Annotated in this window: 18 protein-coding genes; 15 read left to right on the top strand and 3 right to left on the bottom strand. The window is 61.9% G+C overall.

Features of this window, described 5'->3' with window-relative positions; translation table 11 throughout:
• From Q1W40_RS05165 to Q1W40_RS05155, 3 genes are all read left to right on the top strand, one after another.
• The gene (locus Q1W40_RS05165) at window positions 1-918 is read left to right on the top strand and encodes a ParB/RepB/Spo0J family partition protein (RefSeq protein WP_300709602.1); all 918 of its coding nucleotides are present in this window, start codon (window positions 1-3) and stop codon (window positions 916-918) included.
• An 11-nt stretch (window positions 919-929) separates the two neighbouring features.
• Entirely contained in the window at window positions 930-2,663 is a 1,734-nt protein-coding gene (locus Q1W40_RS05160) for an ATP-binding protein (protein ID WP_300709600.1), read from the top strand.
• Window positions 2,664-2,733: 70 nt separating this feature from the next.
• On the top strand, window positions 2,734-4,479 hold the full coding sequence (locus Q1W40_RS05155) for an ATP-binding protein (protein ID WP_300709598.1): 1,746 nt from the start codon (window positions 2,734-2,736) through the stop codon (window positions 4,477-4,479).
• Between the two features lie 24 nt (window positions 4,480-4,503).
• On the opposite strand, the gene Q1W40_RS05150 is transcribed toward Q1W40_RS05155, so the two are convergent.
• The gene (locus Q1W40_RS05150) at window positions 4,504-5,931 is read right to left on the bottom strand and encodes an FAD-linked oxidase C-terminal domain-containing protein (RefSeq protein WP_300709596.1); all 1,428 of its coding nucleotides are present in this window, start codon (window positions 5,929-5,931) and stop codon (window positions 4,504-4,506) included.
• Window positions 5,932-6,085: 154 nt separating this feature from the next.
• Here Q1W40_RS05150 and Q1W40_RS05145 point away from each other — a divergent pair, with 154 nt between their 5' ends.
• The 3 genes from Q1W40_RS05145 (at window position 6,086) to Q1W40_RS05135 (ending at window position 9,183) form a co-directional block, all read left to right on the top strand.
• On the top strand, window positions 6,086-6,643 hold the full coding sequence (locus tag Q1W40_RS05145; protein WP_300709594.1) for a cob(I)yrinic acid a,c-diamide adenosyltransferase: 558 nt from the start codon (window positions 6,086-6,088) through the stop codon (window positions 6,641-6,643).
• Window positions 6,644-6,737: 94 nt separating this feature from the next.
• Window positions 6,738-8,828 carry an acetoacetate--CoA ligase gene (locus Q1W40_RS05140; protein ID WP_300709592.1) on the top strand — a complete coding sequence of 697 codons (2,091 nt, stop codon included), beginning with the start codon at window positions 6,738-6,740 and terminating at the stop codon, window positions 8,826-8,828.
• A gap of 10 nt (window positions 8,829-8,838) precedes the next feature.
• Window positions 8,839-9,183 carry a YkvA family protein gene (locus tag Q1W40_RS05135; protein ID WP_300709590.1) on the top strand — a complete coding sequence of 115 codons (345 nt, stop codon included), beginning with the start codon at window positions 8,839-8,841 and terminating at the stop codon, window positions 9,181-9,183.
• Between the two features lie 16 nt (window positions 9,184-9,199).
• Here the strand turns inward: Q1W40_RS05135 and Q1W40_RS05130 are convergent, their stop codons facing one another.
• The gene (locus Q1W40_RS05130) at window positions 9,200-10,099 is read right to left on the bottom strand and encodes a LysR substrate-binding domain-containing protein (RefSeq protein ID WP_300709588.1); all 900 of its coding nucleotides are present in this window, start codon (window positions 10,097-10,099) and stop codon (window positions 9,200-9,202) included.
• 137 nt (window positions 10,100-10,236) lie between these two features.
• Between Q1W40_RS05130 and Q1W40_RS05125 the strand changes: the two genes are divergently transcribed.
• The 9 genes from Q1W40_RS05125 to Q1W40_RS05085 all read left to right on the top strand — a co-directional run bounded on the left by Q1W40_RS05125 (window position 10,237) and on the right by Q1W40_RS05085 (window position 22,278).
• Window positions 10,237-11,211: a tripartite tricarboxylate transporter substrate binding protein gene (locus Q1W40_RS05125; RefSeq protein ID WP_300709586.1), complete on the top strand. Its 975-nt coding sequence runs from the start codon at window positions 10,237-10,239 to the stop codon at window positions 11,209-11,211.
• Window positions 11,212-11,233: 22 nt separating this feature from the next.
• On the top strand, window positions 11,234-12,517 hold the full coding sequence (locus Q1W40_RS05120; RefSeq protein ID WP_300709584.1) for a gallate dioxygenase: 1,284 nt from the start codon (window positions 11,234-11,236) through the stop codon (window positions 12,515-12,517).
• A 142-nt stretch (window positions 12,518-12,659) separates the two neighbouring features.
• On the top strand, window positions 12,660-13,796 hold the full coding sequence (locus Q1W40_RS05115; protein WP_300709582.1) for an ABC transporter substrate-binding protein: 1,137 nt from the start codon (window positions 12,660-12,662) through the stop codon (window positions 13,794-13,796).
• Window positions 13,797-13,810: 14 nt separating this feature from the next.
• Window positions 13,811-14,650 carry a shikimate dehydrogenase gene (locus Q1W40_RS05110; RefSeq protein WP_300709565.1) on the top strand — a complete coding sequence of 280 codons (840 nt, stop codon included), beginning with the start codon at window positions 13,811-13,813 and terminating at the stop codon, window positions 14,648-14,650.
• Window positions 14,651-14,660: 10 nt separating this feature from the next.
• Window positions 14,661-15,482 carry an amidohydrolase family protein gene (locus Q1W40_RS05105; RefSeq protein ID WP_300709563.1) on the top strand — a complete coding sequence of 274 codons (822 nt, stop codon included), beginning with the start codon at window positions 14,661-14,663 and terminating at the stop codon, window positions 15,480-15,482.
• A 21-nt stretch (window positions 15,483-15,503) separates the two neighbouring features.
• The gene (locus Q1W40_RS05100) at window positions 15,504-16,457 is read left to right on the top strand and encodes an alpha/beta hydrolase (protein WP_300709561.1); all 954 of its coding nucleotides are present in this window, start codon (window positions 15,504-15,506) and stop codon (window positions 16,455-16,457) included.
• A 156-nt stretch (window positions 16,458-16,613) separates the two neighbouring features.
• Window positions 16,614-17,945, top strand: coding sequence for a type II toxin-antitoxin system HipA family toxin YjjJ (gene yjjJ / locus Q1W40_RS05095; RefSeq protein ID WP_300709559.1), 1,332 nt, complete (start codon window positions 16,614-16,616; stop codon window positions 17,943-17,945).
• A 115-nt stretch (window positions 17,946-18,060) separates the two neighbouring features.
• The gene (locus tag Q1W40_RS05090) at window positions 18,061-19,167 is read left to right on the top strand and encodes an efflux RND transporter periplasmic adaptor subunit (RefSeq protein WP_300709557.1); all 1,107 of its coding nucleotides are present in this window, start codon (window positions 18,061-18,063) and stop codon (window positions 19,165-19,167) included.
• A gap of 9 nt (window positions 19,168-19,176) precedes the next feature.
• Window positions 19,177-22,278, top strand: coding sequence for an efflux RND transporter permease subunit (locus Q1W40_RS05085; protein WP_300709555.1), 3,102 nt, complete (start codon window positions 19,177-19,179; stop codon window positions 22,276-22,278).
• Between the two features lie 112 nt (window positions 22,279-22,390).
• Here Q1W40_RS05085 and dapD read toward each other — a convergent pair whose 3' ends face one another.
• Window positions 22,391-23,368 carry a 2,3,4,5-tetrahydropyridine-2,6-dicarboxylate N-succinyltransferase gene (gene dapD / locus Q1W40_RS05080; protein WP_300709553.1) on the bottom strand — a complete coding sequence of 326 codons (978 nt, stop codon included), beginning with the start codon at window positions 23,366-23,368 and terminating at the stop codon, window positions 22,391-22,393.
• Window positions 23,369-23,386: the final 18 nt, after the last annotated feature.

Raw genomic sequence — 23,386 nt, 5'->3', positions numbered from 1 at the left:
ATGGTCACCAAAAAACCCAAAGGCCTGGGCCGTGGACTCGAAGCCCTGTTGGGCCCCAAAGTCGCTGATGCACCCGCCGCTGTTGCAAATGCTGAAACCGGCTTGCCCAGCCAGTTGAATGTGGACCAGATGGTGGCCGGTGTTTACCAGCCGCGCACCCGCATGGACGAAGGCGCTTTGTACGAATTGGCCGAGTCCATCAAGGCCCAGGGCATCATGCAGCCCATTTTGGTGCGCCAGCTCAGCGATGGCCCGAACGCCGGCAAATACGAAATCATTGCCGGTGAGCGGCGCTTCAGAGCCTCCAAATTGGCCGGCCTCAACGTGGTTCCTGTGTTGGTGCGCGATGTGCCCAATGAAGCGGCTGCAGCCATGGCGCTGATTGAAAACATCCAGCGCGAAGATCTGAACCCGCTGGAAGAAGCCCAGGGTTTACAACGCTTGGTGCGAGAGTTTGGGCTCACTCACGAAGCGGCGGCCCAGGCGGTTGGCCGCTCGCGCAGCGCCGCCAGCAATCTTTTGCGTCTGCTGAATCTGGCCGAACCGGTGCAGACCATGTTGATGGCGGGCGACCTGGACATGGGCCATGCCCGCGCCTTGTTGGCACTGGACAAAGCGGCCCAAATCACAGCGGCCAACCAGATCGCCGCCAAAAAATTGTCGGTTCGCGAGGCCGAAAGCCTGGTCAAGAAGCTCAGTGCTGAATTCAACTTGGTGCACCAAAAACCCAAGAAAGAAAAGTCACGCGACATCCGCCGAGTGGAAGAGGAGTTATCTGACTTGCTGATGGCCGAAGTCGAGGTGCGCGTTAAAAAACGCGTCAAGCGCATGGGCAAGATCGAAGAAATGGGCGAGCTGAGCATCCAGTTTGGCTCGCTCGATGAGCTCAACGGCCTGATTGATAAATTGCGTGCCTGAGAGATATCGCAATGAGCCGCTTCGAAGCGTTGACATGGCGCGGGGACGTGCGATCACCGCGTGTGTCGATTTTTGAAAGTAAAAACCTGCTGGCTGTTTATTTGCTGGCCATTGGTTTGGACTCTTGGGTGTTTTACCTGATCCCTTCCGGGTATTACGACCGCAACGTCAACCTGGCTTTCAGCTTGATGTGTTTCGGCTTGTTGCCGTTGACCAGGATCGAGAAGCTGTTTTCGCCCGTGCTGCACGTCGCCTCCTTGTTGTGTGTGGCCCTGGTGGTTTATGTCGCCATGAATTCAGGCGGCGTCAATTCGACCGTGCTGGTTTGGTTGAATGTGGTCTCCTTGCCGGTGTTGATGCTGCTGGGACCGGCCCCCGCGATCAAATGGATGGGTGTTGTTCTGGCCGTTATTTTGGGCATTTACCAGGCCACTGAAAGCGGCTGGATCAGCGGGCATGCCATGGTCAGTCCTCAAGCGGTGCCTTGGGCGGTGATGCAGAACGTGATGGGCCTGGGCAGTTTGATGCTCTGCGTCTGGTTGTTTGACCAGCTGCACGACAAACAGCTGCAGCAACTGGATCTGCGCAACAAGGAACTCCAAGCGACCCATGAAGCCTTGCTCAAGGCACAAGCGCATAAAGACGAATTTTTGGCTGCGGTGGGTCACGAACTGCGCACCCCCATGAATGCGATCTTGGGCTTCAACGGCGTCCTGCGAGAAGAGTTGTCCAGCGAACCCGAGGAGGTCGAAGTCGTCGATCACATTCGCCGGTCGACCCAGCACTTGCTGCAGGTGGTCAACGACATTCTGGATTTCTCGCAGCTGCAGGCCAACAAGCTGGCGCTTTTCAACGTGGATTTTTCACTCGCGGAGCTGATGGAAGATGCTTTGCAGCCCCTGAGGGCGCGAGCCCATGAAAAAGGCATTGAATGGCTCGGTGAGCTTGATCCGCATTTGCCCGCGCGCATCCATGGCGACCCACAGCGCTTGCGCCAGATTTTGAGCAAATTGCTGGACAACGCCTTGAAGTTCACCGCATCGGGTGCCGTGCGTTTGCGCATACAGGCCCAAGGTGCAGACATCTTGTTCCAGGTCAGCGATGCCGGTCGCGGCATCGCGCTTACACAGCAGGCCAATATTTTTCGGCGTTTTGAGCATGCCGATGTGCAGACCACACGCACCTACGGCGGCACAGGTCTGGGCCTGTCGATTTGTGAAAAGCTCGTGCTGTTGCATGGCGGCCAAATTGGGGTGAACAGTCAAGAAGGACAGGGCGCTACATTCTGGTTCCGCATTCCGAGGGTCGATGCCAAAGTGGCACAGCCTGAGCAACCCGTTGTCATTCCAGCGGACCAGGCGCTGCGCATTTTGGTGGTGGACGACAACGCCCTGAATTTGATGGTGGCCCGCATGCAATTGCAAAAATGCTGGCCCAAAGCGCAGATCGTCACGGCCGATGGCGCCGCACAAGCGCTGGTCTTGCTCGATGAGCAAAGTTTTGATGTGGCGCTGATCGACATGGTCATGCCGGAGATGGATGGCATGGCCTTGACCCAGCAAATACGACGACAGTTTCCCGCCATGACGCAAGCCATGCCCATCATTGCTTTGACGGCCAACACCAACCCGGTGGACCGGCAACGCTGCCTGGATGCCGGCATGGACGATGTGATGGACAAGCCCATGGACCTCGATCGGCTGACCCGTTGCGTCAGCCAGCATTTGCAAAGAATGCGGGGTTAAGACGATGCGCGCCTTGAGTCAATTCCGACAGCTGCGACAGCTCAGGCCTGTGCACCTGAAAAATGGGTGGATGCAACAAGTCCAATGGTTGGTTCGCCATTTCCCGCGTGCCTTCAGGCAGGGCAAGATGCCCTACATCTTTTTCTTTGTCACCGTGATCATCGCGGTGTTGTTGATCTACTCCGCGGTCAGCCCCTACCGCAATGCCGCCGTCTTGTTTAACTCCATGGCAGTGTGGCTGGCGCTTTTACTGGTCTTTATCAACCGCGGCATGCCTCTGAATTGGGCCGTCCATCTGGGGACCGTTGCAGGGGCTTTGGTGCTTTTCTATGCAGCGTTCAGTGCTGGCGGCGTTTTTTCCCCACGCTTTTCCTGGCTGCTGATTTTGCCCTTGACCCCCTTTTTCGTGGTCAGCCGCAAGGCTGGAGCTTGGTGGTTGGCGATCGTTTTCACGCTGCAGTCGGTGATGGCCTATGCGAGCTACCACGGCATGGTGCCGCCATTCGAGGTAGGGCAGGTCCATGCCCGGTCGTCTTGGTTGACCTTCAGCCTGATCACCGGCATTTTGATGATCGTGCCGATGATTTATGCGCGGCTGCACCGAGAGGCTCTGCAAGAGAGCTTGCACAACCAAAGTCAGCTGGAGGCCAAGCGGCAAGAGCTGGAGCAGACCATGCAAATGCGTGAGCAATTCATCGCCACGGTCAGCCATGAATTGCGCACGCCCATGAATGCCATTTTGGGTTTCAACGCCTTGCTCTTGTCGCGTGTCGAAAACAAACCCGCCGCGCTCAAGGTGCTCAACCACACGCGTCAGTCGGCCGAACACCTGATGACGGTGATCAATGACATCCTGGACTATTCGCAATTGCAGGCCGGGCGCCTGATCATCCAACCTGAAGACTTTGAACTGCGCCGTGTGGTGGAACACGCGTTTGAATTGTTCAGCCCCCGGGTCAACAGCATGGAGCTCGATTACCGCCTGGAGGTCGATGCCACCTTGCCGCAATGGGTGCACACCGACCGGCACCGTTTGATGCAGGTGCTGGTGAACTTGCTGGGCAATGCACTCAAGTTCACACATGAGGGTTCGGTGGTGTTGCGTGTGAAATGGGCGCCGCCCAATGTGTTGTTTGAAGTCGAAGACACCGGCATTGGCATTGCCAAGGACCGGCAGGCCAAAATCTTCCAGCGCTTCAGTCAGGCCGACGGCGACATCCACGCCATCTATGGTGGCAATGGGCTGGGCTTGGCCATTTCTCAAAAACTGACGGATTTGCTGGGTGGCCAGATGGGCTTTGAAAGCGAGTTGGGCAAGGGCTCACGCTTTTGGTTGCGCTTGCCGGTGGTCGCAACGGCTGCGCCTGCGGCAAAAACGCCATCGACCAAACTCGAAGTGAAAACGGCCGACAAAGCCTGGCGCTTCCTGGTGGTCGACGATCACCCTCTGAACCGTTTGCTGGTCAGGCAAGTGCTTCAGAATGCTTGGCCAAGCTGTCAAGTGCTGGAAGCCGTCGATGGCCAAAAAGCGCTGGAGGTCTTGGCCGCGCAAGCCGTGGATTTGGTCTTGATGGACATGGTCATGCCGGTGATGGACGGCATTGCCGCCACGGCAGCGATACGGCAAAACGCGTCAGAACGACTCCAAGACTTGCCCATTTTGGGCCTGACGGCCAACGTCACGCCGCAAGATTTGGAGCGCTTTGAGTCGGCCGGTCTCAGTGACCTCATGCTCAAGCCGTTTGAGCCGGCACAACTGTGCGACAAGGTTGAAGCCTTGCTGCGACAGCCTGCTGTTTTGAAGGCTGCGATCTGAACGGCGCGGTTTATCCGCGACCGTTCACATCGAGAAAATCTTCCCCGGGTTCATGATGTTGTGCGGGTCCAGCGCCCGCTTGATGGTGCGCATCATGTCCACCGCGCCTTCGCCGGTTTCGGTGCGCAAGAAGTCCATCTTGTGCAGGCCAATGCCGTGCTCGCCGGTGCAAGTGCCGCCCAAACGCAAGGCGCGGTTGACCAGTTGTTGGTTGAGCGCCTCGGCCGTTTCGCACTCCTGCGGGTTGTTCGGGTCGATCAAATAGCCAAAGTGGAAGTTGCCGTCGCCCACATGGCCCACCAAAAAGTAAGGAATGCCGCTGGCATCGGTTTCGGTGATCGAGTCGAGCAGGCAATCGGCCAGGCGGCTGATGGGCACGCAGGTGTCGGTGCTGATGGCGCGGCAGCCGGGGCGGCTTTGCACAGCGGCAAAGTAGGCGTTGTGGCGGGCTGTCCACAAGCGCGTGCGCTCTTCGGGGGTGAGGGCCCATTCAAACGCGTTACCGCCAAATTCGCTGGCGATCTCTTGCACCGTCTCGGCTTGTTCCTTCACGCCCGCAGGTGAGCCGTGAAATTCCATCAGCAGCATGGGCTCTTCGCGCAGGCCCAGCTTGGCATACTGGTTGACCATGCGCACGGTGTTGTGGTCGATCAGCTCCACGCGGGCAATCGGCACGCCCAGCTGGATGGTCTGGATGACCGTGTGCACCGCTGCTTCAATGCTGGGGAACGAGCAGATCGCGGCCGAGATGGCTTCGGGCAAGGGGTACAGGCGCACGGTGATTTCGGTCATCACGCCCAGCGTGCCTTCGCTGCCCACCATCAGGCGCGTCAGGTCATAACCGGCGCTGGACTTTTTGGCGCGGGTGCCGGTGCGGATGATGTCGCCCGACGAGGTGACCACTTCCAGGGCCAGCACGTTCTCGCGCATGGTGCCGTAGCGCACGGCGTTGGTGCCGCTGGCCCGTGTGGCGCTCATGCCGCCAATGGTGGCGTCAGCACCCGGGTCGATCGGGAAGAACAGGCCGGTGGACTTGATCTCGTCGTTGAGCTGCTTGCGCGTCACGCCCGGCTGCACCGTCACGGTCAGGTCTTCGGCGTTGATGGCCAGCACCTTGTTCATGCGCATCAGGTCGATGCTGATGCCGCCTTGCACCGCCAGCAGATGGCCTTCGAGGGATGAACCCACGCCAAAGGGGATGACTGGCACTTTGTGCTCGGCGCACAACTTGACCGCGTCGGCCACGTCTTGCGTGCATTCGGCAAACACCACCGCAGCCGGTGGCGGCACATGGGTGAAGGCCGATTCGTCGCGGCCATGCTGCTCGCGCACCACCAAGGCGGTGGAGCAGTTGTCGCCAAAGCGGGCCTTCAGGGCGGTCAAAAAGGCTTCGGGCACGGCGCGCTGGGCAACTTCGGGGGCCAGGTGGGCGGCGGGGGTGGGGGCGTTCATGGGGTGTCTCCTGGTCAGCGGACGATACCCGCTGAATTGATGAGGCTGCAGTTTACGCCGCTTGTCGCACCGGGCTTGTCCTGTGTCAGACAAGCCAAGGGAACATGGTCGACAATCGTCAACCAGAATACGAGACCGAACAGAGGACGCATCCATGGGCAACCGACTCACACAAATCGCCACCCGCACCGGCGACAACGGCACCACCGGCCTGGGCAACAACCAGCGCGTGTCCAAAAACAGCTTGCGCGTGCACGCCATGGGCGAGGTGGACGAGCTCAATTCCCATATCGGCGTTTTGCTGTGCGAAGACATGCCCGTTGATGTGCGCGATGTGCTGGTCGAGGTGCAGCACCAGCTGTTCAACCTGGGCGGCGAGCTGTCCATTCCCGGTTTTGAATTGCTCAAGGAAGAAGCGGTGGCCGCGCTCGACGACGCCTTGGCCACCTACAACGCCCAGTTGCCCAAGCTGGAAGAATTCATCCTGCCTGCGGGCACCCGTGGCGCAGCCCATGCCCATGTGTGCCGTACCGTGGCGCGCCGGGCCGAGCGTGCTTGCGTGGCCCTGGGCAACGAAGAGTCGATCAATGACACGCCGCGCCAATACCTCAACCGCTTGTCAGATTTGATGTTCGTGCTGGCCCGTGTGCTCAACCGCATGAACGGCGGCGACGATGTGTATTGGAAAAGTCAGCGAATGAAGCAAGGCTGAGCGTTCGCAGTTTTCATGCACCTGTCACCTAGGTGCATGTTTTCAGGGTTGTCGGCCGTGACAGCTGGGCATTGGCGCTGATACCCTCATTCCCATGAACACTGCGACCTTGACCCCAGCACCCTATGTGCCCCAGATCCGTCTGTACCAAAACTGGCTGCGCGATCAACGCGGCCTGAGCTTTGAGCACTACAACGACCTTTGGCAATGGTCGGTGTCTGATTTGGAAGGCTTTTGGCAAAGCATGTGGGATTACTTCGAGATGGAGTCCCCCACGCCGCACAAGGCGGCCATCTCCCAAAACGTCATGCCTGGTGCCGTGTGGTTCGAAGGCGCCAAGACCAATTACGCGCACCAGGTGATGCGCCATGTGCAGCCCGCCGATGCAGCCGGGTTCCCGGCGGTCATCAGCCTCAATGAAAAAGGCCTGCGCCGCGAAATGAGCTGGCCCGAGCTGCGTCGCCAAGTGGCCGCCTTGGCCTTGCACCTGCAAGCGCAAGGCCTGCAGCCCGGTGACCGTGTGGCGGCCTATTTGCCCAACATTCCTGAAGCCATGGTGGCGTTTTTGGCCACGGTCAGTGTGGGCGGCGTGTGGAGCATTTGCGCGCCCGACATGGGCACCAACGCCGTGCTGGACCGCTTCAAGCAGATCGAGCCCAAGATCCTGATCGCCGTCGATGGCGTCAGCTACGGCGGCCGTGACTTCGACCGCATGACCGTGGTGCAGGAACTCAAGGACGCGTTGCCCAGCTTGCAGCACGTCATCATCCACGACAACCTGGGCACGGTGGACATCGCCCAATGCGATGTGGCCGCCAGCACGCCCTTGTCGGTCATCACGGCGCGTGACGATGCCGATGTGCAGGCCTTCGAGCCGCTGTGGTTGCCCTTTGACCACCCGCTGTGGATTGTGTATTCGAGCGGCACCACCGGCCTGCCCAAGCCCATCGTGCACGGGCACGGCGGCACCGTGATCGTGGCCCTGGCCAACAAAATCCTGCACAACGACGTGGGCTGCAGCTACCACCCCAACAGCTGGGGCGAGCGCTTTCACTGGTACAGCTCCACCGGCTGGGTCATGTGGAACGCCCAAGTGGCGGGCCTGCTCAATGGCGTGACCTGCGTGATCTATGACGGCAACCCCGGCGGCAGCAAAGACAACCCCGACTGGGGCATTTTGTGGCGCATGGCGTCCGAAGAGAAAGTCACTTTCTTTGGCGCGGGCGCGGCTTTCTTTGCCAACTGCCAAAAGGCCGGGGTCGACCTGTCACGCTGTGGCGACCTGTCGCTCATCCGCGCTCTGGGCACCACCGGTTCGCCCCTGTCCCCCGAGACGCAAAGCTGGGGCACCGAGCAATTCAAAAACATCGGTACCGACATCTGGTGGTGCAACATCTCGGGCGGCACCGACTTTGCGGGCGCCTTTGTGGGCGGCCACCGCGAGCTGCCGCAAGAGCCCGGCGTCATGCAATGCCGCATGCTGGGGGCTGCCGTGGAGTCGTGGAACGAGGCGGGCGAGCCCGTCAAAGGCGAAGTGGGTGAGCTGGTCTGCACACAACCCATTCCATCCATGCCGCTGTTCTTCTGGGGCGACAAGGAGAACGCCCGCTACTTGAGCAGTTATTTCGAGATGTACCCCGCAGGCCATGGCCGAAAGCCCGGCGGTGGCGACGGCCCGGCCAGCATGGGCGGCGTCTGGCGCCATGGCGACTGGCTGCGCATTGGTGATGCGAATGGACAAGGCGAGGGTTGTGTGATTTTTGGCCGCAGCGACGCCACCATCAACCGCCACGGCCTGCGCATGGGCACCAGCGAGTTGTACAGCGCGGTCGAGGCCTTGCCCGAAGTGATGGACTCGATGGTCGTGGACCTGGAGTACCTGGGCAAGGAAAGCTACATGCCGCTGTTCGTGGTGCTGCGCCCGGGCACCACGCTCGACGACGCGCTCAAGGCCAAGCTCAACAATGCCATCAAGGTGGCATTGAGCCCCCGCTTCATCCCCAACGAGATCTTCCAGGTCGCCGAGATCCCGCGCACCCTGTCCGGCAAAAAGCAGGAGCTGCCGATCAAAAAACTCATGCTCGGTCAGCCGCTGGAAAAAGTGGTCAACAAAGACGCCATGGCCAACCCCGGTTGCCTGGACTGGTATGTGGAGTTGGCCAAGCAGCATTTGGCCAAAGCCTGAGGGCCCGCGCATGAGCGAAGACAAATTGCTTGAACAAGCGGCTTTTTCTGAAAAAAGCTTTTGGGACAAGCTCAAGCACTTTGCCAAGGCGGCAGGTCAAGATGTGGTCGAACGCGCCCTGTGCCTGTACTACGCCGCCCAAAAACCCGACACCCCGCTGTGGGCCAAGACCGTCATCTATGGCGCCTTGACTTACTTCATCTCGCCCATCGACGCGGTGCCCGACATCACGCCGGTGCTGGGCTATTCGGATGACCTGGGGGTGCTGGTTTCGGCCGTGTTGACGGTCGCCATGTACGTGACAGATGAGGTCAAACAGCAAGCCCGCGACAAGGTGCGTGCCTGGTTCGACTGAGGGCCGCCAGCAGCCATCAGGCTGCTTTGCTCAGTTGGTGCGCTGCCCGGTGCAGGTGGGCAATGAACTGGCGAATCGCTGGAGACACCACCGAACCACTGCGGATGATGGCGCCCACTGTCAGGGCCAAGCCGGGTTCTTCAAGGGGCACACGCACGATGTCTTGCCCCAGCGGGTGCGCAATGATTTGCTCCGGCATCAAGCCCAGCAAATCGCCGGAGCCCAACAGCGCCAACAGGGCCAAGGTGGAGTTGACCATCGCGCCCACGGGCGGTGCGGGCAGACCATGCGCTTCAAACAGCCGACTCGCATAGCCGGTCTGCGCCGAGGTGCCGGTGTAGACCCACGAGGCCTGGGCCAGCTCGGTCAGCCGCTTTGCCCGCGCATGCCGACTGCCTCGCCGTGCCACCACCACCATGGCGGTGGTCATCAAATCCTCGGAGATGAACTCCCCGCTGGGCAAACCTTCGGGGATGCCGCCGACCACCAGATCCACCTGGCCGCTGCGCAGCTTTTGCAGCTGTTCCACAAACAGCTCTTCGCTCACCCGCAAGCGGATGTCCGGGAACGCTCGGCTGAAGGTGCGCAAGGTTTCCGGAATCAGCAGCATCATGGCCACCGGCACGGCCGCCACTTGGATTTCGCCCTTCATCTGCCCGCCCAGCTGCTGGATTTGGTCGGTGGCCGTGGTCAGCTCCCGCGCCACCTTGAGCGCGTGTTCAAACAGCACCTGTCCCTGGGGCGTAGGCCGCACGCCTTGTGAGTGCCGCTCCAGCAGCGGCGCGGCCAGCTCGATCTCCAGCTCGCGCACCAGCTTGGTCAGGGCCGGTTGTGACACCCCGATGCGGCGGGCAGCGCCGCGCAGGCTGCCTTCTTCGATGGCGGCCACCAGGGCCTGCAGGGCGTTGAGTTTCATGGCGCAAATCTGGGTTTGTGATAACGCCATGTTATCGCGGTCACGATCCCGGCATCTTTGCAGGTCGCAGTGGACTTCTCAAAATCGCCACCCATTCGCGCCTTGCGAATTGACAACCATCAAAACCGGAGACCCTCATGTTCAAACGTGCCCTCACCGCCCTGACCGTCGCAATGACCTTGGGCCTGGCCCTCACTGCTCAAGCCCAGACCTTCCCGACCAAGCCCGTGCGCATCATCACGCCCTTCCCGGTCGGCAGCGGCCCCGAAGGCGTGGCCCGCTTGGTGGCCGACAAGCTCTCCAAAAGCTGGGGCCAGCCCGTCACGGTGGAAAACCGCCCCGGTGGCAACGGCTTCATCGCCATTGACGCCTTCAAGCGGGGCGCGACCGACGGCACCGACCTGATCCAGCTCGACAACGTGCACCTGACGGCCTACCCGCACCTGTTCAAGAAGTTGCCCTACAACGCAGCAGCTGACTTCGACTTGCTGCTGCCCCTGTTCAAGACCTTCTTCTTCTTCACCGCCGCCACCGACAGCAAATACAAAAACGTGGCCGACATCGTGGCAGACGCCAAAGCCAACCCCGGCAAGCTCAACTACGGCTCTTGGTCGGTGGGCAACCCGGTGCACCTGGGCTCGGCCTTGTTCGAGACCGTGACCAACACCGAGATGCAGCACGTCATTTACAAAGAAACCAGCCAGCTCTACACCGGTGTGGCCACTGGCGAATTGGCTTTTGCCATGGGCACCAGCGCCACGGCGGGGCCGCTCTACCGCGCGGGCAAGATCAAGTTTTTGGCCATTGCCGCGCCCAAGCGCCTGCCCGCCTACAAAGACGTGCCCACCGTGGCCGAGGCCGGTGGCCCCAAAGACTTTGAAGTCAGTGGCTGGACCGCGATCGCCGCCCCCAAGGGCCTGCCCAAACCCGTGGCCGACAAGATCAACGCCGACATTGCCAAGGCCCTGGCCGAGCCCGATGTGCGTGAAAAGTTCATCACTTTTGGGTATGAGGCCTTCACGCCCACACGCGAGCAGTTCAATGCTTACATCCAGGCCGAGTCGGCCAAGCAAGCTGCCGTGATCGTCAAGGCCAAAGCGGCCCTCGACTGAACTCAGGCAAAGGACATCCAGCATGGCACGCATCATTGGCGGCATTGGCGCCTCGCACTCCCCCACCATCGGCTTTGCCAAAGACACCGGCAAGCAAGCCGACCCGGCGTGGAAGCCGATCTTTGACGGCTTCGATGCCATCCGGGCTTGGGTGCACGAAAAGAAGATCGACGTGATCTTCATGATCTACAACGACCACATCACGTCTTTCTTCCTTGACCACTACTCGGCCTTTGTGCTGGGCATCGACGACCGGTATGTGGCGGCCGACGAAGGCGGCGGTCCGCGCGAAGTGGCTCCGGCCATGGGTCACCTGGGCCTGTCGCAGCACATTGGCATGTCGTTGGTGGCCGACGAGTTCGACATGTCCTTCTTTCAGGGCAAGCCGGTGGACCACGGCTTTCTGTCGCCGCTGTCCATGCTGGGTGACGAGCGCGGCCCATGGCCGGGCCAGGTGGTGCCGTTGCAAGTGGGCGTGCTGCAACTGCCCGTGCCCAGTGCCAAACGCATGTGGAAGCTGGGCCAGGCGCTGCGCCGCGCCATCGAGAGTTACCCCGAAGACCTCAACGTCGCCATCATGGCCACGGGCGGCTTGTCGCACCAGGTGCATGGCGAGCGCGCGGGCTTCCTCAACGAAGCCTGGGACAAGGAGTTCCTTGATCTGCTCGAAAAAGCCCCCGAGCAGCTGGTGAACATGCGCATCGCCGAGTACGCGGCCAAAGGCGGCATGGAAGGCGCCGAGGTCATCATGTGGCTCATCATGCGCGGGGCGCTGTCAGATCGGGTCCAGTTGGTGCACAAACAGACCTACGCACCGTCCATGACCAACATCGCCACGCTGGTGTTCGAAGACCTGGGCGGCGAGCCCGATGCTGCGGTCATTGAGGCGCACTGTCAGCACATCGGTCATGAGCTGGAGGGCGCAGGCGCTTTGCAAGGCACCTACCCCTTCACCCATGCCCGCAGCCACGCCAATCTGCGCATCAACCGCTTTTTGCATGGCTTGACCCGACCCGAGCACCGCGCCCGTTTTGTGAACGACTTTGAAGCCCTGGCCAGCGAACACAGCTTGAGCGAAGAAGAAAAAGACCTGATCCGGGGCCGAAAGTGGATCGAGATGATCCGCCGTGGCGTGATCTTCTTCGTGCTCGAAAAAATGGCGGCGGTTTTGGGGGTGTCCAACCCCGAGGTGTATGCCGCTTTCAGAGGCGAGACCATCGAGCAGTTTCAGGCCACCCGCAAGGTGTCCATGCGCTATTCGGTGGCGGGGGGTGACAAGGTACAGGCCATGGACAGGGCATCATGAGCTCAACACATGGCATGGCGTCGCCAAGGCGGCTGTCGTCAGGTAATCCCCGATGGTGATTCACGAGCCCCTCACGCAAGATGCGTGAAGAAACTCTTTCAACACAAGGGCGGTACGCCGCCCGCACAAACAGGAGACAAGCATGAAAGCATTTTTGAAATCCGCGCTGATCAGCGCACTGTTCGCATCGGCCTGCGTGCAGGCCCAGACGGTCAAGATCGTCGGCCTGGTCGAGTTGACCGGCACCGGCGCCACTTCGGGCACCAACTTTGACAACGGCATGAAGCTGGCCGTCAAAGAGATCAACGCCGCAGGCGGCATCTTGGGCCGCAAGATCGACTACAGCTCCAGCGACACCCAGTCCAACCCCGGCGTGGCCAAGGGCCTGGCCGAAAAAGCCGCCGACGATGGGGCCTATGTGGTCATGGGCCCGGTGTTTTCAGGCTCCATTTTGGTGAGCATGGCGGCCACGCGCCGCGCCGAGATCCCCAACTTCACAGGCGGTGAAGCGGCGGCCATCACGCAGCAGGGCAACCCCTATGTGTTCCGCACTTCGTTCACCCAGTCGACGGCCATGCCCAAGATCGCGGGCTACATCAAAGACACCGTCAAGGCCAAAGTGGTCGATGTGATTTATGTGAACAACGACTTTGGCAAAGGCGGCCGCGACCTGATCAACAAGGCGCTCGAAGCCCGTGGCATCAAGGTCGGTGCTGATGTGTCCACTGAACCCGGCCAGGTGGACTTCAGCAGTGCGGTCATCAAGGTCAAGCAGTCCGGTGGGGATGCCGTGTTTGTGTATTCCAACGAAGAAGAGTCGGCCCGCCTGCTGCGCGAACTCAAAAAGCAGGGCTACAACAAACCCGTCATTGGCGAGACCGTGCTGACCAGCCAGAAAGTGATCGAGCTGGCGGGCGAAGCGGCCAATGGCGCCGTGGCCCATGTGGGCTTGACCGCTGATGCCCCGCAAGCCAGCGTGAAGAAGTTCGATGAAGCCTACCAGCGCGAGTTCAAGTCGCGCACCGACCACAACGGCCTCAAGGGCTACATCGGCATCTACACCGTCAAGGCTGTGACCGAGAAAATCGGCAAGTTCGATTCCAAGGCATTTGCTGCCGCCATGAAGAACATCAGCCTCTCGGCCAAGACCACCCCTGGTTTGTTGCTGGACCTGAGCTACGACGCCAATGGCGATCTGGACCGCGAAAGCTACATGACCAAAGTGGTGGGTGGCAAACAGGTCGTGACCGACATCCTGCCGCCCGTCAACAAGAAGTAAACCACCGCACACCCATGGACCACACGAAGTTCAAACTGGCCGGGGTGATGGGTTTTCCCATCCTCCAGTCGCGCTCCCCCATCTTGCACAACCACTGGCTGGCCCACTACGGCCTGAAGGGCGCTTACGGCCACTTTCAGGTGGAGCCCCAAAACCTGGAAGCGGCCATTCGCGGCTTGTCTGCGCTGGGCCTGGCAGGTTGCAACATCTCGCTGCCGCACAAGGTGGAGGCGCTCAAGCTCATGGACGTGGTGGATCCGGTGGCCCAGCGCATGGGCGCGATCAACTGCATCGTGGTGCAGGACGACGGCAGCCTGCACGGCTTCAACAACGACGGCTATGGCTACATCCAGAGCCTCAAGGACGTGAAGCCCGATTGGCGCGCCGATGCGGGCCCCGTGGTCGTGCTGGGTGCGGGTGGTGCGGCGCGTGCCGTTGTGCTCAGCTTGATCGACGAGGGCGCTCGAGAGGTACGCCTGACCAACCGCAGCATCGACAAAGCGCAGGCGCTGGCGGCGGGGCTGGAGGCCATTGTCAAAGTGGTGCCCTGGGCAGAGCGCAACGCCGCCATGGACGGCGCAGCCCTGCTGGTGAACACCACCAACCAAGGCATGTACGGCCAGCCGCCGCTCGATGTGGCGCTCGATGCCTTGCCGCTGTCGGCCCTGGTCTCGGACGTCATTTACATCCCGCTCGAAACCCCGCTGCTGGCCGCTGCCCGTTTGCGCGGTCACACCACCGTCAACGGTTTGGGCATGTTGCTCAACCAAGCGCGCCCGGCCTTCAAGGCCTGGTTTGGCGTGATGCCTGAGATCACGCCCGAACTCAAGCAGGCCATCCTGGCCACCTTCTGATCGGCACCGCATGTCCATTTTTGACGAGCGCAAGATCGATTCGCACTGCCATGTGCTGGACCCACAGCGCTTTCCCTACGCGCCCGATGTGGGCTACCGCCCGGCAGGGCAAGAGATGGGCGACGCCAGGTATTTTTTGGAAGTGATGGCTTGCCACGGCGTGGAGCACGCCCTGCTGGTGGGCCCCAACTCGGGCTACGGCACCGACAACCGCTGCCTGCTTGACGCCATCGCCATGGGGCAAGGCCGCTACAAAGGCATTGCGGTCGTGCCCAATGACTGCCCGCTGGAAACGCTGGCCGACCTGAAGGCGCGCGGCGTGATCGGCATCGCCTTCAACCCTGCATTGCACGGCTTTGCGTTTTACGCCGACATCGAGCCCTTGCTCATGCGGCTCAAAGCGCTGGACATGTGGGCGCAGTTCCAGGTCGAAAAAGACCTGCTGCTCGACTTCATGCCCATGCTTGAACGCTTTGGCGGCAAGATGATGTTTGACCACTGTGGTCGCCCCACGCTGGATGCCGACATGCAGCAAGCGGGTTTTCAGACCCTGCTGGCGCTGGGCCGCGAAGGCCGTTCCGTGGTCAAGATCTCGGGCTACGCCAAATTCTCGCAAGCGGGTTTCCCGTTCCCTGATGTGCGGGCCTATGCCGACGCCCTGGTGCATAACTTTGGCGTGGGTCACTGCGTCTGGGCGTCTGACTGGCCCTACCTCAAAGCGCCGTACCGGCTCGACTACGGCCCCATGCTCAAGGTGTTCGAGTCGCAGTTTTCTGCGGCTGAGCGGGCCGCCATTTTGTGGGATTCGCCCAAGCGGCATTTCGGTTTCTAAGCCCTTTTTGGAGTGTTCACCATGCGTGCTGTTCTGACTGCCATCCTCGCTGCGGGCCTTGTCGGGTGCGCTGGTGTGCCCACCTCCAAAACCGTCGAAGTGCCCTCGGCCGTGCCCGCGCAGATCGCCGCTGAGCTGCTCAAAATCGGCCCCATCGTCGCGCCGCCCCCCACCGAAAAACTCTACGCCCCGCTGGCCGAGCGCGAGCCCTATGCGGGCGTGCAGGTGCGCCGCGACGTGCGCTACGGCACCGATGCCCGCAACCTGCTGGATGTGTTCACCCCCGTCAAACCACAAGCCAACCAGCCCGTGCTGGTGTTCGTGCACGGCGGCGCTTTCATGCGCGGCGAGCGCCGCACCGGCGACAGCCCGTTTTACGACAACATCATGCTGTGGGCCGTGCGCCAGGGCATGGTGGGCGTCAACATGACCTACCGCCTGGCCCCGGCCCACCCTTGGCCCGCAGCGCAACAAGACATCCAGTCCGCCTTGAAGTGGGTGCGCGAGAACATCGCCGCCAGCGGTGGCAACCCCCAGCGCATCATCCTCATGGGCCACTCGGCGGGTGCGGCCCATGTGGCTCAATACCTGGCGCACCCGCAGTTCCATGTGGTGCCTGGCTCGGGTCTGGCCGGTGCCGTGTTGCTCTCGGGCCTCTTTGATCCGTCAACGGCCGAGTCCAATCCGCCACTGCAAGCCTACTTTGGCAAAGACGCTGCGCAGTACCCCGCCCGCTCGGCCGTCCCGGGTCTGGTGGCAGCCAAGGTACCCCTGCTGCTGGCCTATGCCGAGCTGGACCCGCAAGACTTTCACACCCAAAGCGAACAGCTCAACGCCGCCTTGTGCCAAGCGGGCCAGTGCCCAGGCCTCTACAAACTCATGGGCCACAGCCACATGTCGGAGATCTATTCGATCAACAGCGCGGACAAAACCGTGGGCAATTTGATGAAACAGTTGGTGGATCGGGTGCGGTGATCTGCCTCCTCTGGGTGCGGGCAAAGTGCTGGGAGTTGTTTGCGTAAAAACTATTCAAGAAATTTTTTGAAATCTCATGAAATTTCAAAAATTTCTTTTTATGACAACAGCTTAGATTTCCCATACTATTGAAATATCTATTCAGATATTTATTCAATGACCACTTCTGACACCCTGATTGCTGCTTTGCGACGTCACAACGGCCATGCCAACAGCCCCCAGCTGCAGGCGCAGCTGGATGTGAGCCAACCCACCGTCTCGCGCTTGCTCGCCCCCTTGCTGGCGTCTGGTCAGGTGGTCAAGGTGGGCGCGGCCCGGACGCAGCGCTACCTGCTGCCCCGCGATGTGCCGGGTGTGGGCCGGCAGGTGCTCATTCATCAGGTGTTGCCCAGTGGTGAGCTGCAAAACTTTGGCACGATGTACCCGCTGGCCGGAGGCGGCTTCTGGATGGAAGAGGCCGACAAGGTCCACGGCCGCAGTGAGTTTCACCCCAGCGTGCCTTGGTTCTTGATGGACACTCGACCCCAAGGTTTTCTGGGGCGGGCTTTCACACAAGCCCATGCCGAGTTGGTATTACCCCCTCATCTGGCGCACTGGACCGATGACCACATCCTGCTGGCGCTGGTGCGTGCCGGTGAAGACCTGCCCGGCAACCTGTTGGTGGGCACAACGGCCTTGGACCGTTACCTGAGCTTGCCGCCCAGCCGCAGCGCTGCCCCGGTGGTGACAGACCCTGAGCAGGACTACCCCCGCTTGGCCTTGCAAGCCCTGGGCAGCGCAGCGCCTGGCTCCAGCGCAGGTGGTGAGCAACCCAAGTTTTGCGCGGTGACGGATGGCGTGCCCGTGCTGGTCAAGTTTTCGCCCGCAGGCGATGCCCCGGCCGACCAGCGCTGGCGTGACCTGCTGGTCTGCGAGGCACTGGCCTTGCACACTTTGCAAGCCGCAGGCATCGCCGCTGCGCAAACCGACATCGTGCAGGCGGGTGGCCGCGTCTTTTTGCAAAGCCGCCGATTTGACCGAACGCCCCAGGGCCGGGTGGGCATGGTGTCTTTGGAGATGTACGACGCGCATTACATCGGCATCGGCTCGCAATGGGCCGCCACCGCCATGCAGATCGGCCGCGCAGGGGCCGAAAGCCTGAGCGCTGCCGATATCCAGACCCTGTGCCTGCTCGACGCCTTTGGTGCCCTGATTGCCAACACCGACCGCCACCACGGTAATGTGTCGCTGCTGCTGCACCAACACCGCTGGCAACTGGCCCCCGCTTACGACATGCTGCCCATGTATTACGCCCCGGTGGCGGGCGAGGTGGTGGCGCGTGACTGGTCCAGCCAGCTGCCGCGCCCCAATGCCCATACCTTGGGCGTCTGGCCGCAAGCGCGGGCATTGGCGATGCAGTTTTGGCAACGCGCTGCGGCGGATGAGCGCATCAGCGATGCATTTCGTGCGGTGGCACGGGTCAATGGCGACTTGACCCAAGCGCTTTGAGCCGCCTGCAAAGGCGCGCTGTGGGGGGGGCGGAATTCAGACATGGCGCCATTGCCGTCAAAAGGCTTCTTGTCCCCCGATAAACTCAATCCATTTTTGGGTCTGGGAGTCGGTCATGAAAAAATCCGCATGGATTGCTTGTTTGTTGATGGCGCACGGGTGTGCCGCCTTGGCTGCCGACGAAAAGGCCAAAGGCTCGCAGTCCGCCAAACCCAGCCTGACGGTGACGGTGGCTACGCCCCAAACAGCCAGCCTGGCCCAAAAGATCAGCGCCAATGGCAGCTTGGCCGCTTGGCAAGAAGCCATCATCGGCGCAGAAGCCAATGGCCTGAAGATCACCGAAGTGCGCGTGAATGTGGGCGACCGGGTGCAGCGCGGTGACGTGTTGGCCACTTTGCAGGGCGACACCTTGCGCGCCGAGCTGGCGCAGGCCGAAGCCTTGCTGGCCGAAGCCACGGCCAGTGCGCAAGAAGCCAAAGCCCAATCCGAGCGCGCCCGCAGCTTGCAGCAGCAGGGCTTTTTCAGCAACGCGCAACTGAGCCAGACCTTGGCCGCCGATGCCTCGGCGCAGGCGCGTGTGCAGTCGGCCCGCGCCATGGTGCAGCTGCAAACCGTGCGTTTGTCGCAAACCCAGGTGCGTGCGTCCGATGCGGGCGTGATCTCGGCGCGGCAAGCCACCGTGGGCAGCGTGGTGGGTGCGGGCACCGAGTTGTTTCGCTTGATTCGCCAGGGCCGCATCGAGTGGCGTGCTGAAGTCACAGCCGCCGAGATTGGTCGCATCCAGGTGGGCGCGCCGGTGCAGATCAAAGCCGCCAGCGGCCAGCAGCTGCAAGGCAAGGTGCGCATGGTCGCACCCTCGGTGGATGCGCAAACCCGCAACGCCATCGTCTACGTGGATTTGCCAAGCGCCACCGGCAGCGCCCGCGCCGGCATGTATGCCCAAGGTGAGATCGCATTGGGCCAAAGCCAGGCGCTCACCGTACCGCAAAGCGCCGTGGTGGTGCGCGATGGCTTCAGTTACGTTTACACCGTCGGGGCGGACCAAAAAGTCAGCCAGCTCAAGGTGCAAACCGGACGCCAAAATGGCGACCGTGTCGAGGTGACCAGTGGCCTGAAGGCCGATGCCCGCGTGGTGGCCAGTGGCGGTGCGTTTTTGAACCACGGCGACATGGTGCGTGTAGTCGATGCGCCAGCCGCTCAAGCTGCCCCCGCCAAGCCATAAGAGGACGTCATGCTCAACGTCTCTTCGTGGTCGATCCGCAATCCCATTCCTGCCGTCATGCTGTTTGTGCTGCTGACGTTGGCGGGCTTCATCGCCTTTGGGTCCATGAAAGTGCAAAACTTTCCGGATCTGGACGTGCCCACCATCTCGGTGACCGCCAGTTTGCCCGGCGCTGCGCCCTCGCAGCTTGAAACCGATGTGGCCCGCAAACTCGAAAACGCGCTGGCCCCGCTGCAGGGCTTGAAGCACATCACCACCAAGGTGCAAGACGGTGTGGTGTCGATCACCGCCGAGTTCCGCATGGAAAAGCCCACGCAAGAAGCGGTGGACGATGTGCGCTCGGCCATTCAGGGCGTGCGCGCCGATCTGCCCGGTGAACTGCGCGACCCCGTGGTGCAAAAGCTCAACCTGGCAGGCACGCCCGTGTTGGCCTACACCGTGCGCTCTTCGCGCATGGACGATGAAGCGCTGTCGTGGTTGGTGGACAAAGACATCACCCGCAAGCTCTTGTCGCTGCGGGGCGTGGGGGCCGTCAACCGCGTGGGCGGTGTGACGCGTGAGGTGCGCGTGGCGCTGGATGTGAACCGCCTGCAGTCGCTGGGCATCACGGCGGCTGAGGTGTCGCGTCAGCTCCAGCAAGTGCAGCGCGAGGGCTCGGGTGGACGCATGGATTTGGGCCTGGGCGAGCAGCCCGTGCGCACGCTGGCCACGGTCAAAACGGCGCAAGAGGTGGGCCAAATCGAGCTGGCCACTTCACGCGGGGCTCGGGTGCGGCTGGACCAGGTGGCCACCGTGAGCGACACCCTGGCCGATGCGCGGTCTGCCGCCGCACTCGATGGCCAAGCCGTGGTGGGCTTTGAGGTGGTGCGCAGCAAGGGTGAAAGCGAGGTGGCCGTGGGCCGCCTGGTGCGTCAGGCGCTGGCCGACTACCGCTTGCAAAACCCCGACATTGAGATCACCGAAGCCTTTGATTTTGTGACGCCGGTGGAAGAGGAATACCAGGGTTCGTTGACGCTGCTGTACGAAGGCGCAATTTTGGCCGTGCTGGTGGTCTGGCTGTTTTTGCGCGACTGGCGGGCCACCTTTGTCTCGGCGGTGGCGCTGCCGCTGTCGGTCATCCCGGCTTTCATTGGCATGGCTTACTTGGGTTTTTCCATCAACGTGGTGACCTTGTTGGCGCTGTCTTTGGTGATTGGTGTGCTGGTGGACGACGCGATCGTGGAGGTGGAAAACATCGTGCGCCATTTGCGCATGGGCAAGTCGCCCTACCAGGCTGCGATGGAAGCGGCCGACGAGATTGGCCTCGCCGTGATCGCCACCACCTTCACCTTGATCGCGGTGTTTTTGCCCACCGCTTTCATGAGCGGCATTCCGGGCAAGTTCTTCAAGCAGTTTGGCTGGACGGCGTCGCTGGCGGTGTTCGCCTCGCTGGTGGTGGCGCGGGTGCTCACGCCCATGATGGCGGCTTACATCTTGAAGCCCATCGTCACGGCCGCGCAAGAGCCGGGCTGGCTCAAGCGCTACATGGTCTGGGCCACTTGGTGCATGAAGCACCGCTTGGTCACCATGGTGCTGGCCACGCTGTTTTTCATCGGCTCCATCATGCTGGTGCCTTTGTTGCCCAAGGGCTTCATCCCGCCAGACGACAACTCGCAAACCCAGGTCTATGTGGAGCTGCCCCCCGGCTCCACACTGGCGCAAACCCAGGCCAGTGCCGAACACGCCCGCAAATTGCTCATGACGGTGAACGACGTGAAAAGCGTCTACACGACGATTGGCGGCGGCAGCGCGGGCTCTGACCCGTTTGCCGGTGGTGGCGCGGCAGAAGTGCGCAAGGCCACGCTCACCATCCAGCTGACCGAGCGCGGCCAGCGCCCACGCAAGCAAGCCATTGAAAACGACATCCGCACCGCGCTGCAACAACTGCCGGGCGTGCGCAGCAAGGTGGGCTTGGGCGGCTCGGGCGAGAAATACGTGCTGGTGCTCACCGGCGAAGACCCGCAGGCCCTGCAAAGCGCCGCCATGGCCGTCGAGCGCGACCTGCGCACCATCCAGGGCCTGGGTTCGATTGCGTCCACCGCCAGCTTGGTGCGCCCCGAGATCGCGGTGCGCCCTGACTTTGCCAAAGCCGCCGATTTGGGCGTGACCAGCGCCGCCATCAGCGACACCTTGCGCGTGGCCACCCTGGGCGACTATGACGCGGCTTTGCCCAAGCTCAATTTGTCCGAACGCCAAGTGCCCATCGTCGTCAAGCTGGGCGATGACGCCCGGCACGACCTGGCCACACTGGAGCGCCTGATGGTGCCCGGCAACCGTGGCCCGGTCATGCTGGGCCAAGTGGCCAGCATCGAGGTGGCCGGTGGCCCGGCGGTGATTGACCGCTACGACCGCCAGCGCAACATCAACTTCGAGATTGAGCTGTCGGGCATGCCGCTGGGCGACGTGACGCAAGCGGTGCAGCAACTGCCCGCGCTGCAAAGCCTGCCGCCGGGTGTGAAGATCGTCGAGGTGGGCGATGCCGAAGTCATGGGCGAACTGTTTGCCAGCTTTGGCTTGGCCATGCTGATCGGCGTGCTGTGCATCTACATCGTGTTGGTGCTGCTGTTCAAGGGCTTCTTGCACCCCATGACGATTTTGGCGGCGTTACCGCTGTCATTGGGCGGCGCGTTTGTGGGCTTGCTGATCGCACAAAAGAGCTTCTCCATGCCCTCGCTCATTGGCCTGATCATGCTCATGGGCATCGCCACCAAAAACTCGATCTTGCTGGTCGAATACGCCATCGAAGCGCGACGCGGCAAACCGGCCGAGGGCGATCAACCTGCTGTGCCGCCGATGAGCCGTTGGGATGCGATTTTGGACGCCTGCCACAAGCGTGCACGGCCGATTGTCATGACGACGATCGCCATGGGTGCAGGCATGCTGCCCATTGCCGTGGGCTGGGGCGCGGCCGATGCGAGCTTCCGCTCGCCCATGGCGATTGCCGTGATTGGCGGTCTGCTCACCAGCACCGTGCTCAGCCTGCTGGTGATCCCGGTGGTGTTCACTTATCTGGATGATTTGGGCCAGTGGTCGGGGCGGATGTGGGGGCGTTTGACGCGGCAGCAGAGGTGATGCGGTAAATCGCTGACTTCGCCCAAAGCCTGGACCGTGCCCGTGAGAATGGGCAAAAAACGGCGTGCCGCTCTCGCGTGCACGCCGTTATCTTTTGAGAAGAACAGAAAAATCAGTTTTTGTGCAACTCAGCGTTCAACTCGCCCCAGCTCTTGTTGCGCGGAATGGCGTGCAAGGCGCCCGACTGTGAGTCGCGGCGGAACAGGATGCCGTTTTTGCCGGACAGTTCTTTGGCTTTCATCAAGCTGCCGTCGGGCATTTGAACTCGGCTGCCGCCGGTGATGTAGCAGCCGGCTTCGACCACGCAGTCGTCGCCCAGCGAGATGCCGATGCCGGCATTCGCCCCCAGCAGGCAGCGCTTGCCGACCTTGATGACTTCCTTGCCGCCACCGGACAGCGTGCCCATGATGGACGCGCCGCCGCCGATGTCGCTGGCGTCGTCAACCACCACACCCGCGCTGATGCGGCCTTCGACCATGCTGGCGCCCAGGGTGCCCGCGTTGAAGTTGCAAAAACCTTCGTGCATGACGGTGGTGCCGCTGGCCAGGTGTGCGCCCAGGCGCACGCGGTCGGCGTTGGCAATGCGAACGCCCGAGGGGATCACGTAGTCGGTCATTTGCGGGAACTTGTCCACGCCCTTGACTTCGAGCACGCGGCCGGTGGCGCGGGCCTTCAGGCGGGCGGCGGGCACTTCGCTCACAGCGCAGGGGCCAAAGTTGGTCCAGGCCACGTTGGCCAGCAGGCCAAAGATGCCGGTCACGTTGGCGCCATGCGGCTGAACCAGGCGGTGGCTCAGCAGGTGCAGGCGCAGGTAGGCGTCGTGCGCGTCAGCGGGCGCGTCTGCCAGGCTTTTGATCTCGGTGCGCACGGCGACCACGGTCACGTTGCGCACGCTGCAGGCGGCCAGGGCCTTGGCGGCGTCTGCGCCCAAAGCCGCGACGGCTTCGGCCTCGGTCAGGCGGGTGCTGGCGCTGGCGGCAATGCCATCGGCCAGTTCAGGGGCCGGGAACCAAGTGTCCAGAATGGTGCCGTCGGCGGCCAGGGTGGCCAGGCCGGTGGCGCGGGCGCCGGTGGTGACGAGTGTGCTCATGTGTTGTTCTCCGCTGCG

The organism is Limnohabitans sp. (genome assembly GCF_030158565.1).
In the GTDB taxonomy this organism is placed as follows: Bacteria; Pseudomonadota; Gammaproteobacteria; order Burkholderiales; family Burkholderiaceae_C; genus Limnohabitans_A.
The sequence above is the reverse complement of the archived record's forward strand: the minus strand, read 5'-3'. Positions and strand labels throughout refer to the sequence as shown.